General features: G+C 73.2%; 11 protein-coding genes. 6 read left to right on the forward strand and 5 right to left on the reverse strand.

Annotation, left to right across the window (positions count from 1 at the left end; all coding sequences use genetic code 11):
* Window positions 1-12: 12 nt before the first annotated feature.
* Entirely contained in the window at window positions 13-498 is a 486-nt protein-coding gene (locus tag MXD61_RS22685; RefSeq protein ID WP_248815454.1) for a cation:proton antiporter regulatory subunit, read from the reverse strand.
* Between the two features lie 360 nt (window positions 499-858).
* Between MXD61_RS22685 and MXD61_RS22690 the strand changes: the two genes are divergently transcribed.
* Window positions 859-1,392, forward strand: coding sequence for a PGPGW domain-containing protein (locus MXD61_RS22690; protein WP_248815455.1), 534 nt, complete (start codon window positions 859-861; stop codon window positions 1,390-1,392).
* Here the strand turns inward: MXD61_RS22690 and MXD61_RS22695 are convergent.
* Entirely contained in the window at window positions 1,358-1,756 is a 399-nt protein-coding gene (locus MXD61_RS22695) for a hypothetical protein (RefSeq protein ID WP_248815456.1), read from the reverse strand. The genes MXD61_RS22690 and MXD61_RS22695 overlap by 35 nt on opposite strands.
* 179 nt (window positions 1,757-1,935) lie before the next feature.
* Here MXD61_RS22695 and MXD61_RS22700 point away from each other — a divergent pair, with 179 nt between their 5' ends.
* The 4 genes from MXD61_RS22700 to MXD61_RS22715 all read left to right on the forward strand — a co-directional run bounded on the left by MXD61_RS22700 (window position 1,936) and on the right by MXD61_RS22715 (window position 7,340).
* Window positions 1,936-3,837: a glycoside hydrolase family 15 protein gene (locus tag MXD61_RS22700; RefSeq protein WP_163549316.1), complete on the forward strand. Its 1,902-nt coding sequence runs from the start codon at window positions 1,936-1,938 to the stop codon at window positions 3,835-3,837.
* A 57-nt stretch (window positions 3,838-3,894) separates the two neighbouring features.
* A complete protein-coding gene (gene lhgO / locus MXD61_RS22705; protein ID WP_248815457.1) occupies window positions 3,895-5,178 on the forward strand; it encodes an L-2-hydroxyglutarate oxidase in 1,284 nt (427 codons plus the stop codon).
* 64 nt (window positions 5,179-5,242) lie between these two features.
* Window positions 5,243-6,436 (forward strand): aminotransferase class V-fold PLP-dependent enzyme, encoded by a 1,194-nt coding sequence (locus tag MXD61_RS22710; protein ID WP_248815458.1) that lies wholly within the window; start codon window positions 5,243-5,245, stop codon window positions 6,434-6,436.
* A 238-nt stretch (window positions 6,437-6,674) separates the two neighbouring features.
* Window positions 6,675-7,340 carry a response regulator transcription factor gene (locus MXD61_RS22715; RefSeq protein WP_163549311.1) on the forward strand — a complete coding sequence of 222 codons (666 nt, stop codon included), beginning with the start codon at window positions 6,675-6,677 and terminating at the stop codon, window positions 7,338-7,340.
* Between the two features lie 230 nt (window positions 7,341-7,570).
* Here the strand turns inward: MXD61_RS22715 and MXD61_RS22720 are convergent, their stop codons facing one another.
* Window positions 7,571-8,398, reverse strand: coding sequence for a hypothetical protein (locus MXD61_RS22720; RefSeq protein ID WP_248815459.1), 828 nt, complete (start codon window positions 8,396-8,398; stop codon window positions 7,571-7,573).
* A gap of 99 nt (window positions 8,399-8,497) precedes the next feature.
* Window positions 8,498-9,664 carry a hypothetical protein gene (locus MXD61_RS22725; RefSeq protein WP_248815460.1) on the reverse strand — a complete coding sequence of 389 codons (1,167 nt, stop codon included), beginning with the start codon at window positions 9,662-9,664 and terminating at the stop codon, window positions 8,498-8,500.
* 43 nt (window positions 9,665-9,707) lie between these two features.
* Here MXD61_RS22725 and MXD61_RS22730 point away from each other — a divergent pair, with 43 nt between their 5' ends.
* Entirely contained in the window at window positions 9,708-10,886 is a 1,179-nt protein-coding gene (locus tag MXD61_RS22730) for a hypothetical protein (protein WP_248815461.1), read from the forward strand.
* A gap of 423 nt (window positions 10,887-11,309) precedes the next feature.
* Here MXD61_RS22730 and pyk read toward each other — a convergent pair whose 3' ends face one another.
* Window positions 11,310-12,725, reverse strand: coding sequence for a pyruvate kinase (pyk, locus tag MXD61_RS22735; RefSeq protein WP_163549307.1), 1,416 nt, complete (start codon window positions 12,723-12,725; stop codon window positions 11,310-11,312).
* Window positions 12,726-12,886 lie beyond the last annotated feature (161 nt).

Genomic DNA, 12,886 nt, shown 5'->3' on the forward strand with positions numbered 1-12,886 from the left:
GGCCGTCCGCCGTCAACCGGTTCGGAGCAACGTCGCGACGGACGCGGTGTTCTCCGGCGTCCCGACGACCACGACGATGTCCCCGGCCTCGAACTGGAAGTCCGGTCGCGGTGACGCCTGCACGATGTGGTCACGCACCACGGCGACGATGGACGCGCCGGTGCGGGTACGGGCCTGGGTGTCACCGAGCAGCCGGCCGGCGAACGGCGAACCCGGGGTGATGGTGATCTGTTCGCCGACCAGCCCGGCGAACACCTTGCTGATGTCGGCCAGTTTCTCGACGAAGCGCGGAGCCCCGAGCAGCTCGGACAGGATGTCGCTTTCCTCCGCGGTCAGTGTGACGCACTCGCCCACGGCGTCGCTGTCCTGCGCGTCGTAGAGAACGATGTCGCGGCGGCCATGATGATGATGGGAGACCACACCCACCCGCCGGCCGCCCCGAGTCTGGAAGTCGTGGCGCAGCCCGATACCAGGCAACGCCGTCTCCTCAATGTCCACAGCAACCCTCTCGCGCGTTCTCGCCCACTCCGCCGTGGGAGTTCTGGTGACTGGATGACCCGGCTGTGCCCCGACCGGTCGCGTTCCGAACCGGGGCGCGTGTGGCGTCCCGGTCGGGCACGGCCCCAGCCCGGCTGTGACCCTAGCCAACGACCGGAGCACGCACATAGTTCGCGCGGATCGTCCGGCGCTGTCCCCCATGTGGCATCGGAGGCTGCCCCCCTGACCCGACAGCGGTGCGGACGGCCCAGGTCAGCGCGGTGCGGTGCGACGAGATCAGTGCCACGATTGCGGGCCGTCCTGCGTTGGTAGGTCCAGGACGGGCCGTCCGGTCCGCCGTCCGACAGGGAGTCACCCGAGGTGTTTTCCGGAAGTGCCCGGCTGCTGCGCCGGATCGCCGTGACCGTGCTGGGTGTGGCCGTGCTCGGCGTGGGCATCGCGATGCTCGTGCTGCCCGGGCCGGGGTTCCTCGTGGTCGCGCTGGGGTTCTTCATCCTCAGCCTGGAGTACGAGTGGGCGCGCAGCCGCTTCGAGCAGGCACGCACCAAGGCCGCCGACCTCGCCGATCAGGCCGCCGGGCGGCCGCTGTACTCGGTGTTCACGATCCTGTTCGGCCTCGGGATGGTCGCCGCGGGCCTCTGGTGGGCCCTCGACGACGGCCTGCCCGCGTCCGGGCCGTGGACGGGCGGCAGCATCATCTTCAGCGGCCTGGTCGTGCTCGCCACGATGGTCGTCAGCCTGTGGCAGGCCCACCAGGCCCGCGAACACGGTCAGCCCACACCGGCCGAGCTCCTCGAACGCCGCGAGCACACCGGGCAACAGGAGCAGGACGGGCATCAGGAGCGGGCCGGTGGGGCGGCTACTGCCCCTGGGTCTCCTGGTTCACACCCCTGACACCGGGCTGGCGGTAGATGCAGGCGTAGAGGCTGGCCCGGTCCTCGGTGGTGGCCTCGCTGACGTTGTAGCGCAGCGGGTAGACGCGGCTGGTCGCGAGGTTGTTGCGGTCCGGCGGCTCCTGGCGGGCCTTGCCGACGGTGGGGCAGGCGGCGCGCACGGCGTCCTTCTGCGCCTTCGTCGCGTCGGTGTCGAAGTACACCACCGCCTCCTGCAACGGCGGCGGGCCACTCACCGACGCGTACACCCCGAACGCGATCAGGCCGATGGCGGCGAGGGCCACGCCCACCGCGGCCAGGCGACGCTGCGGGTCCCACACGTACTGCCAGGCACGCCCGACGGCGCTCGGCGACGATACGGCCACGATGTGATTCCTGTCACGCGGGGGAAAGAAATGTGGTCCGGATGACGACCGGACCACGCTGAAATCCAGACCCCCAACGTAGCCGCCCGGCGCTCTTCGTATGGTGAACGCCTTTGTGCAGCCACCCACACCGTCGATCATGCCCCACCGATCGCGCCCACATGAGCGAGGAACCGGCCGTGCCATCCCTGATCGAGGACTACGCGCTGATAGGCGACACCCATTCGGCCGCGCTGGTGTCGCGCAATGGTTCGATCGACTGGCTGTGCCTGCCACGGTTCGACTCGCCGGCCTGCTTCTCGGCGCTGCTGGGCGACCCTGACCACGGGCACTGGCAGATCGCGCCGGTCGAACCGGTGCTGGGGGTCAGCCGCCGCTACCGGGGCGACACCCTGGTGCTGGAGACCGACCTGACGACGGCGTCCGGCACGGTGCGCATCGTGGACGCGATGTTCCCGCACGCCGGCAGCCACACCGTGCTGCGTCTGGTGGAGTGCCTCGAGGGTTCGGTGCGGATGCGCTCGGAGACCCGGTTCCGCTTCGACTATGGCTCGATCGTGCCGTGGGTACGCCGGGTGGACGAGCACACGATCGCCGCGGTCGCCGGGCCCGACGCCATCACGCTGCGCACCACCGCCCCGATGGAGGGGCACGACATGGCCACCTACGCCGAGTTCGGCGTGGCCGCCGGTCAGTCGGTGCCGTTCTCGCTGACCTGGACCCCCTCGCATCAGGCCACCCCGCCGGCGCAGGACGTCCGCCGCATGATCACCCTCACCGAGGCGTGGTGGTCGGACTGGATGGCCGGCTGCACCTACGACGGCCAGTGGCAGCCCGCGGTGCGCCGCTCGCTGATCACGCTGAAGGCACTGACGTACGCGCCGACCGGTGGCATCGTCGCCGCCGTCACCACCTCGCTGCCCGAGCACATCGGCGGGGTGCGCAACTGGGACTACCGCTACTGCTGGCTGCGCGACGCCACGATCACCCTGCTCGCCCTGCTCGACGCCGGGTTCACCAGCGAGGCGACCGCGTGGCGGGAGTGGCTGCTGCGCGCGGTCGCCGGCGACCCGTCCCGGGTGCAGATCATGTACGGCGTCGCCGGTGAGCGCCGACTGCCCGAGTACGAGGTGCCGTGGCTGCCCGGCTACGAGCAGTCCTCGCCGGTGCGGGTCGGCAACGCCGCCGTCGACCAGTTCCAGCTCGACGTCTACGGCGAGGTCCTCGACGCGCTGCACGTCGCCCGGGTGGCCGTCGCCGGACGCCGTCCCGGCGTCAGCGGCCTGGTCAGCGTCGACGGTGCGCCGCTGTCGGGTCTCGGCGGCGCCCCCGCCCACGGCGACGACTCCTGGCCGTTGCAGACCAAGCTGATGGACTTCCTCGAGACCGGCTGGCGCAAGACCGACGAGGGCATCTGGGAGGTCCGCGGGCCGCGGCGGCACTTCGTGCACTCCAAGGTGATGGCCTGGGTCGCCGCCGACCGGGCGGTGCGGGGCATCGTCGAGTCGGGGCTGCCCGGCCCGGTCGAACGCTGGTCGGCGCTGCGCGACGAGATCCACACCGAGGTGTGCGCCCGCGGTTTCGACCACGACCGCGGCACGTTCACCCAGTTCTACGGCTCCCGGGAACTGGACGCGGCGCTGCTCTACATGCCGCTGGTCGGCTTCCTGCCGGCGACCGACCCGCGGGTGGTCGGCACGGTCGCCTCGATCGAACGCGAACTGATGGAGGACGGGTTCGTGCTGCGCTACCCGACCGCCGAGGACGGTGCCGTCGACGGTCTGCCCGCCGGCGAGGGCGCGTTCCTCGCCTGTACGTTCTGGCTCGCCGACAACTACGCGTTGTCGGGCCGTGTGGAGGAGGCGCAGGAGCTGTTCGAACGGCTGCTGTCGCTGCGCAACGACGTGGGTCTGCTCGCCGAGGAGTACGACCCGCGGCTGGGTCGGATGACCGGCAACTTCCCGCAGGCGTTCAGCCATGTGCCGCTGGTCAACACCGCGCGCACCCTCACCGACGCGCTGCGCGGTGTGCCGCGTTCGCGCACCGACCGGGCCGACCCGCCCGGCCACTTCTTCGGCTGACGGTCACGGTAGCGTCGGCGCGTCGGGTGTGGGTGAGGTGAGGGTGAGGGGACAGGCGTGACGCGGCGTATCGCGGTGATCGGTGGCGGCATTCTGGGGCTCGCGGTCGCCCGGCGACTCGGGCAGGTCGAGCCCGAGGCCACGGTGACCGTGTTCGAGAAGGAGCCGGATGTCGCCCGCCACCAGACCGGGCGCAACAGCGGTGTCGTGCACGCCGGGCTGTACTACGTCCCCGGTTCGCTGAAGGCGACGCTGTGCCGGCGTGGTGTCGGTCTGCTGCGGGAGTTCTGCGCGGCGCACGACGTCCGTTACTCCGAGTGCGGAAAGATCGTCGTCGCGGTGGACGACGGCGAACTCGAACGGCTCGCCGAGATCGAGCGGCGCGCGGCGGCCAACGGTGTGCCGGGCACCCGGATGCTGGACGCCGCCGGCCTGCGCGCGATCGAACCGCACGCCCGCGGCGTCGCCGCCCTGCACTCCCCCACCACCGCGATCGTCGACTACGTCGGGGTCGCGCGGGCGCTGCGCACCGAGATCGTCGCCGCGGGCGGGGCGGTGCGCACCGGCGCCGAGGTGGTCGGCGTCGACGAGCGGCCCGACGGCGTGCACCTGACCCTCACGGTGCGGGCCTCGGCCCGGTCCCGGCCCAACGGCACCCGGGCGACCGCCGCGCACGACAGCGGACGGGTGTCGCAGGCCACCGAGCGGATCGGCCCGTTCGACCTGCTTGTCACCTGCGCGGGCCTGCAGTCCGATCTGGTCGCGACGCTGACCGGCGAGGACCCGTCGCCGCAGATCGTCCCGTTTCGCGGCGACTACTGGCTGCTGCGCCCGCAGCGCCGCGACCTGGTCCGCGGCCTGATCTACCCGGTGCCGGACCCGCGCTACCCGTTCCTGGGCATCCACCTGACCAAGCGCATCGACGGTGAGGTCCTCGTCGGCCCGAACGCGGTGCTCGCCACCGCCCGCGAGGGCTACACCGTGGCCACGCTCAACGCCGCCGACCTGCGTCGCACCCTGGGCTGGCCCGGCTTCCACAAGATGGCCCGCACCCACTGGAAGACCGGGGCGAAGGAGGTCCTGCACACCGTCAGCAAGCGGGCGTTCGTCGCCGAGGCCCGCCGCTACGTCCCCGATCTGCGCAGCGACGACGTCGTGCGCGGCCCGGCCGGGGTGCGGGCCCAGGCGGTCGCCCGCGACGGCAGCCTCGTCGACGACTTCGTGCTCGCCCACACCGACCGGGTCGTCCATGTGCGCAACGCCCCGTCGCCCGGTGCCACCGCCTCCCTGGCGATCGCCGAACACATCGTCGCCAAGGTCGTCCCGGACCACGCCAGCTGACCGGCGGCACGCGGTGATCGGCGGCACGCGGTGATCGGCGGCACGCGGTGATCGGCGGCACGCGGTGACCGGCGGACAGGTCGTCCATCTGGATGCGGCCGGGGCGGCGCGGATGAGCCCGGCGAGCGTCGCCGCGCAGACGGCGTTTCTGGCCGAGGAGGGCCGGCTGGGGGCGTACACCGCGCAGGCCGCGGCCGGGGACGTCCTGCGGACCGCCCGGGCGACCCTCGCCGACCTGCTCGGTCCCGGCCCGCGGGCCGAGGATGTGGTGTTCGGGCACAGTGCCAGCGGCGCGTTCGCCACGCTGCTGCACGCCTGGCCGTTGCGCGCCGGCGCGCGGATCGGGGTGGTGCCCAGCGAGTACGGCTCCAACCAGCTGCTGCTGGCCTCGCTCGCCGCCCGGATCGGCGCCACCCTGCACGACCTGCCGGTGGACGCGGACGGCGTCATCGACCTCGACGCCCTCGACCGTGACGGCCTGCCCGCCGCCACCGCGGGCGGGCGCGGCGTCGGTGACGGCGGTGGTGGTGGTGGCGGGCTTGAGCATCTCGACCTGGTCGTCTTCCCGCAGGTACCCAGCCAGCGGGGAATCGTGCAGCCGGCCGCCGCGCTGGGCCGGCGGTGCGCCGCGGCCGGGGTGGGGCTCGTCGTCGACGTCGCCCAGTCCGCCGGTCAGCTCGACACCACCGGCATCGGCGCCGACGCGTATGTCGGGACGTCCCGTAAATGGCTGCGCGGCCCGCGGGGAGCCGGTTTCATCGCGCTGCGCCCGGGGTTGGCCGACCGGCTCGGTATCGGCGTGCCCAGCCTGTACAGCGCCGAGAGCGTGGCCGACACGGCACCACGTCCGCTGCCCGGCATCGCGCGGATCAGCGTCGGCGAGGCGTCGGTGACGGCCCACATCGGCCTCGCGGCGGCGCTCGCCGACCTCGTCGACGCCGGACCGCACCAGGTGTTCGCGCGGGTGGCGGCGCTGGCCGCGCAGGGTCGGCGGATTCTGGCCGGCGCCGGCGGCTTCCAGGTCCGTGAGCCGGCCGACACCGCCAGCGCCATCATCACGTTGCGGCCACCGCCGGGCCTGGACCCGTTCGCCGTGCGCGACCGGCTGTTGCGCGAACACGGCGTGCTCACCAGCGCCATTCCCACGGTCCGCGCGCGTGAGCTGCGGGGCCCACTGCTGCGTGCCAGCGCCCACAGCTACAACACCGCGAGCGACTTCGAGCGTCTGGCCGAGGCCCTGGCCGCCCTCGTCGCCTGAGTTCCCGCCGAACGCGCCGCGGGGCGGCCCGAGGTTCGATCCCGTTACGCAAACGCGTACCGACAGGTGACGTCCGGTAGGGATCTGCTGAAATAGTGGGCGTTGCACGGATGGGCCCCGACCGTCCGCGCAACGCGGGAGCGCCCCCACGTTCCCACCCTGCGGGCACAGACGCCCAAAGCTGCCGGTGGCGGGTCCGCCGTCCGGTCGCTCGGCCGGGATGATCGACTGGATCAGCATGAGCTCAGAGGACGGCACGCCAGTTGCTGACACCATCACCATTGCCGCGGTAGACGACCACCCGATCGTGCTGCACGGACTCGCCGATCTGCTCCAGGGTGTCGAGGGACTCGACCTCGTCGGCACGGCCCCGTCCATCAACGCCCTGCTGGACGGGCCGGGCGCGCGGGCCCAGGTCATCCTGCTCGACCTTGATCTGGGTGATGGCACCCGGCCTCCGGACAACATCCGCCGGCTGCTGACCGGCGAGCGTGCGGTCATCGTGTTCAGCGCCGCGGCCACCGCGGCGACCGTGCGCTCGGCGATGCACGCGGGTGCCTGCGGCTATGTCCCGAAGACCGATGACGTCCAGGGGCTGGCCACGGCGATCCGGGCCGCGGCCTCGGGCAGCGGATGGGTCTCCCCGCAGCTGGCGTTCCTGCTGCTCACCGACGACTCACCGGACCGCCCGACGCTGTCGCCCAAGGAGGCCGAGGCGCTGCGGCTGTACGCGACCGGTATGCCGCTCAAGACCGTCGCCCGCCGGATGGGGGTCTCCGCGGAGACCGCCAAGCAGTACATCGACCGGGTGCGCCAGAAGTACCGCCGCGTGGGCCGAGACGCCGGAACCAAGATCGACCTTCGCAAACGCGCCATCGAGGACGGCCACCTCGACCAGGACTGACCGCCGCCCCGGCCGGCCGTCGCCCGGCAGGGCGACAGAAAGTCGAATGGGCGCTGGCACCCCCATGCCAGCGCCCATCGGCTGACGCATACCGGATCCCCGTGCCCGGTACACGCCCGCGCGCCACCTCCCGCAGAACGGGAGGGCGCGTGTTGGGGTCAAAGGCTGAACGAACCCGGCGTGTCCCCCGACCGCGCCTGGCCGTTCCCCCCGTGCGCCCTTGACCTCGTTTATCGTGCCTGATGGTCATGGTTGCTGTCATGACCCCACATTCCCACTACCGGGCGTCCCCCTGATGGGGGTCTTCTCCGGTACGCGCGGGGCTTGACGATACCCGCGGCGGACACCAGCAGCCCACAGACCAGCACCAGCCATATCCCGGGCCCGACGGTGACACTCGCGTCCAACCCGGAGCCCTCGAACGGACCGGACCCGCCCAACCGGGTCAGGTCGATGATCGCCGTGACGGCCACCATCAGCCCCGCCACACTGGCCAGCAGCCGACCCCACTGCGCGCGGCGGCCGGTGAGCAGCAGCCCCGCGAGCACGGCGAGAATCCCGAGAACGACGGTCAGCCGCCCATGCTGGCCCGGATCGGTGCCCCGCAGCGAGAACTCGATGAACCCGTAGGCCCGCACCGTCGCCCAGCTCATCCCGGACGCGACGATCACCCCCAGACCGGCCCCCATCGCCACCGGACCAGCCAGCAGGCCCCGACGGCGCGCGGCCGGCCGGGTCTCGCCAAGCCGTTCGGTGGCCGCCGGCGCCGCGTCGGAGCCATCCTCCCCGGTGGTGGGCAGCTCCCAGGGGGCCGCGACCAGCGGAGTCGCCACGTTCTCCCAGTCGGGCCCTCGTGTCTCGGCCGCGCCGTCACGCGCCCAGACCGGATTGGCGGTCGCCGCGGCCCTGGCTCGCCATGCGCGTAGGTCCGCCGCCACCTGGGCGGCGCGATCCCCACCACCCTCGGGTGTATCGGCCACCGACGGTGGACGCCCGGGCTCGTCGATGTGCGCGGACGCCGTGGGGCGCTCCCAGGGGCTACGCGGCTGATCGGTCACCACCCACCACCGTCCGACGACGCCGACGGGGAGCCTCGCGACCACCCCTGACGGTAGTACCACGCCGCACCGACGATCACACCGGCACGGGCCGGCTCGTCACGAACGGACGGACCTCCCGCCGTCCGCCCCGGTCCGTCCCGGGGGATGAACCTGCAGCGCCGCGCTACCGGCCAGCGCCAGGACCCCCGACACCAGGGCGAGCGTGAGGCCGCTGTGCGGGGCGATGATGATCGCATCGGCCGAGATCGCCCGGAAGGACGCCAGCGTCGGCGGCCCGTACATCCGGTCCAGGCCGGTCAGCACCACGATCGCCACCGCGCTCAGCCGGACGAACACGATGTCGACCCGGCCAGCGCCGAACGGCCGGTAGGCCAGCCGGGAGAGCGCCACCGCGGCCAGTCCCACGGCCAGCATCAGCACGACCCGGCCGTCGCCCACCTCGACCCCGCTGAACTGGCGGACCTGCTCACCGTCGGACATCGAACTCCACGGCATCACGCTGCCGGCGCCCGCACCGATCGCCCCCACCAGCACCGCCAACGCCGCCACCGGCCGAACCCGCACCGGCGTCGACACCGCCGACGCGGGCTCCGCGGCGGTCGCCACCGGCTCGGGCGCCGTGGCCGGAACCGACTTCGCCGCCGGCTCGGGCACCGTCGCCGTCGCTGTCGCCGTCGAGCCGGCGGGCCGCGGCGCGCGCGCCCCGTCTCGGTCGCGAGCCCCGTCTCGGTCGCGAGCCGCGTCCTGGTCGCGAGCTGCCTCCCGGTGGTCCCGAGGCGAACTGGATGGTCGCCACCCCTCGGCGGGATCCGCGCCGCCGGCGGGCTGCGCGGTGTCCGAGCGAGGCTCGCGGGCGACCACCCGAGCCGCTTCCCGGGCCGGGCTCCGGGGATCGGCCACAGGCGAGGCCAGGGTGGTCTCCACTGACCGGACGGGCTCCGCGGATCGCAGCGCCGACGTCGAAGGGGCGTCCACGGCCGGCGCCGGCTCCCGGCGTAGCGCCACCTGCATGGTCGGCGGGTCCAACGACGGCTGTTCGGTCCGCCGGTGGCTGACCGTCTGCTGGTCGGCGACCTCGGGGCCGCTCGGGGCGCCCTGGGGGGCCTCCTCCGGGCGCGCGCCGAACCAGTCGACCTGTGACTGCTCGCCACCGGAGCGCTGCCCTGGCGACGCGGACCCGGCCAGCGCACTGGCCGGCGTGGTACCGGGCAACGAGACGTCATGATCGAACCAGACGGGCCGTGCCCGGCTCCGCTCGTCCACCCTGGTGTTGACGGCCCGCGTCCCCGTGGCGGCTGACGTCCCCGTGGCGGCTGACGTCCCCGTGGCAGCCGACGCCGACCCGGTATCCGGCCGCGCGGTACCGGGTGCGACAGGAGCATCCCGACCGGGAACCGCCCGCCCCCCCGGCGACGCCGGACTGGCCGACCTCCCCTGCGGCCCCGGCTGCACCGCCTCCCCGGGCTGCACCGCCTCCCCGGGCTGCACCGCCTCCCCGGGGTGCACCGACGACGCGGGGTGCACCGACGACGCGGGATGTCCCGACAACGCGAGGGGCGGTTCCGCGGAACCGGGTGTCCCCGGGACGGAGCGACCCGTCGGCGGCACCGGACTCGGTGAACCACCAGCCGACGCCGGCGTCACGGGCGAGACGGACCCGGCCAACGCCGACGCGAAGCCGGACGGTGTGGCCCGCGCGGCAGGCGCGCCTGACGAAGCGGATCTGCCCGCGGAGCCCGGCATCGCCGGTGCGGCCGGTGCGGCCGGGCGGTTGGCGGAAGCGGGTGGCGGCGCAGAGGCGGGGCTTCCAGGCGTGGCCCGCGCCGAGGGCGACACCGGTGAGGCCGCCTGCCCGGGGGCGGCCGCGGCCGGACGGATGCGCAGCGACGGGGTTCCGGAGCCCGCGGAGGCCGCACCACCAGCGGGCTGCGAGCGGATCGGCATACCGCGCTGTTCTATGGAGCGGGAGTCTCCCGCGCTCGCCCGCGGCGGTGTCGAGTTCGCGGCGGCCGAGGATGGCGCCGCTGATGGGGATGATGCTGACGCCGACGAGGGCGCTGGCGCCGAAGATGTTGCCGGTGCGGGGGGTGCTGCTGGCGGCGGGGATGCCGCGGACGGGATGGGTGCCGCGGACGATGCCGCTGACCGGACAGGTCCTACCGGTCCGGCAGGCGCCGCTGACCGAGCCGGCGGCGCTGCGCGGGACGATGCCGCTGCGGGAGGCGGTGCTGCCGCTGGACCCGCCGACGCCCGCTGGCGCGGATCGGCTGATCCCGGCGTTCCCCGGTGGGGCGTCCCGGCGGCGGCCGCCCCCGCGGCGCGTGCCGTCCCAGGCGTCCCGGTCGGTGCCGGTGTGGATGCCGCGGGCGTGGGCGACAACCTGGTCGGCGACGGCGGAGCGGGAGCAGGCGGTGGGGTCGAGCGTGGCGCCGCGACGCGGGGCGGTACGCCCCGGGACCGCGGCGGCTCGCCCGATCGTGGCTGAACCGGCTGGGAGCGGACCGGCTGGGAGCGGACCGGCTGTGGTTGGGCCGGCGGTGACCGGTCCGGCTGCCGTTGCGCCTGCCGTGGCTCGGCGGGTCGCGACTCGGGCGGTCCTGCCGGGGTCGGTCGCGCGTCCTGGCCGGAGCGGGGGCTGGGCGATCCGCCACCCCCGCTGCCACCCGCGGCCGGTGTCGACCGCTCGGTCGACTGCTGAGCGTCCGGTTCCGACCCCTGTGCCACCATCCGACCACTCCCTGATGTCCACCTGGCGTGTGGCGTCCCCTCCCAACGGGGGACGCCACCAATCCCCGCGGGGCACGATCCGCCGTGGGCGGAACACCGGCTCAGGCAGCGGATGCGACAGGTCACATCATGACAGCCGCCCGACGGGGGACGGAACGGGTGTATCGGGTCAGGGCACCCGTCAGATCACCTCACCGATCCGGTGCACGCGCATCGTGTTGGTCATCCCGGCCACGCCCGGCGGGGTGCCGGCGACGACGACGACGAGCTCACCCGGCCGGCAGCGGCCGATCTGGAGCAGCGCGGTGTCCACCTGACGGACCATCTCGTCGGTGTTCTCGGCGAACGGAACCACGAAGGTCTCCACTCCCCAGAACAGCGCCATCTGGTTGCGCACGGCGGGGATGGGGGTGAAGGCGAGGACCGGGACCTCGCTGCGGTAGCGGGCGAGCCGGCGGGCGGTGTCCCCCGACAGGGTGTGCGCGACGAGGTACCGCGCGCCGACGGCGTTGCCGACGGACGCGGCCGCCTGGGCGAGCGCCCCGCCGAGCGTGCGCGGCTCGGTGCGCAGCAGCGGGATGCGCCCCAGGTCCGCCTCGGCGGTCTCGATGATCCGCGCCATCGTGGCGACCGACTCGATCGGGTAGGCCCCGACGCTGGTCTCCGCGGACAGCATGATCGCGTCGGCGCCGTCGAGGACGGCGTTGGCGCAGTCACTGGCCTCGGCACGGGTCGGCCGCGGCGCGCTGACCATCGACTCGAGCACCTGGGTGGCGACGATGACGGGCTTGGCCCGCTCCCGCGCCTGGCTGACGGCCCGCTTCTGCACCAGCGGGACGTCCTCGAGGGGCAGTTCGACGCCGAGGTCACCACGGGCGATCATCAGGCCGTCGAAGGCCTCGATGATGCCGTCGAGGGCCTCGACGGCCTGCGGCTTCTCGATCTTGGCGTGGACGGGCAGGCGGATACCGACCTCGTCCATGATCGCATGGACGGACTTGATGTCGGCGGCGCTGCGCACGAACGACAGCGCGATCATGTCGACCCCGAGCTGGAGGGCGAACCGCAGGTCCTCGCCGTCCTTGTCGCTCATCGCGGGCACCGTCAGAGCGGCGCCGGGGATGTTCATCCCCTTGTGGTTGCTGACCGGGCCACCGATGATCACGATGGTGTGGACGTCGGTCTCGGTGACGCCCTCGATCTGCAGGACGAGCCGGCCGTCATCCACGAGGATGCGGTCACCGGCGGAGACGTCCGCCGGTAGGTCGGAGTAGGTCGTGCCGACCTGCTCGGCGTCGCCGGGCACGTCGCGCACGGTGATGGTGAACCGCTGACCGGGGGTGAGGGTGACCTTGCCGTCGGCGAAGGTGCCCAACCGGATCTTCGGGCCCTGGAGGTCGGCGAGGATGCCGACGTTGCGCCCGGCGGCCTCCGCCGCCTCGCGCACCCGGGCGTAGACCGCGGCGTGCTGTTCGTGCGTTCCGTGGGAGAAGTTCAGGCGGGCGATGTCCATTCCCGCGTCGATGAGGGCCCGGACGTTCTCCGGCGAGCTGGTTGCCGGGCCGAGGGTACAGACAATCTTGGCTCTACGAGGCACACACAAAGCCTAAGTAATGATCGTCGGTCATTGCGCGCGGGGGCCGTCGGAGGCGGCAGGTGGCGCACCAAGCAGTAGTCACATCAGGTCAATCAGGTACAGGCTGCGTGTGGCCGCCCAAGGGCGTACCGTCCGTATCGTCGCCCAAGCGACGCGTGTCC

Source organism: Frankia sp. AgPm24, assembly GCF_023243055.1.
Taxonomy (GTDB): Bacteria; Actinomycetota; Actinomycetes; order Frankiales; family Frankiaceae; genus Frankia; species Frankia umida.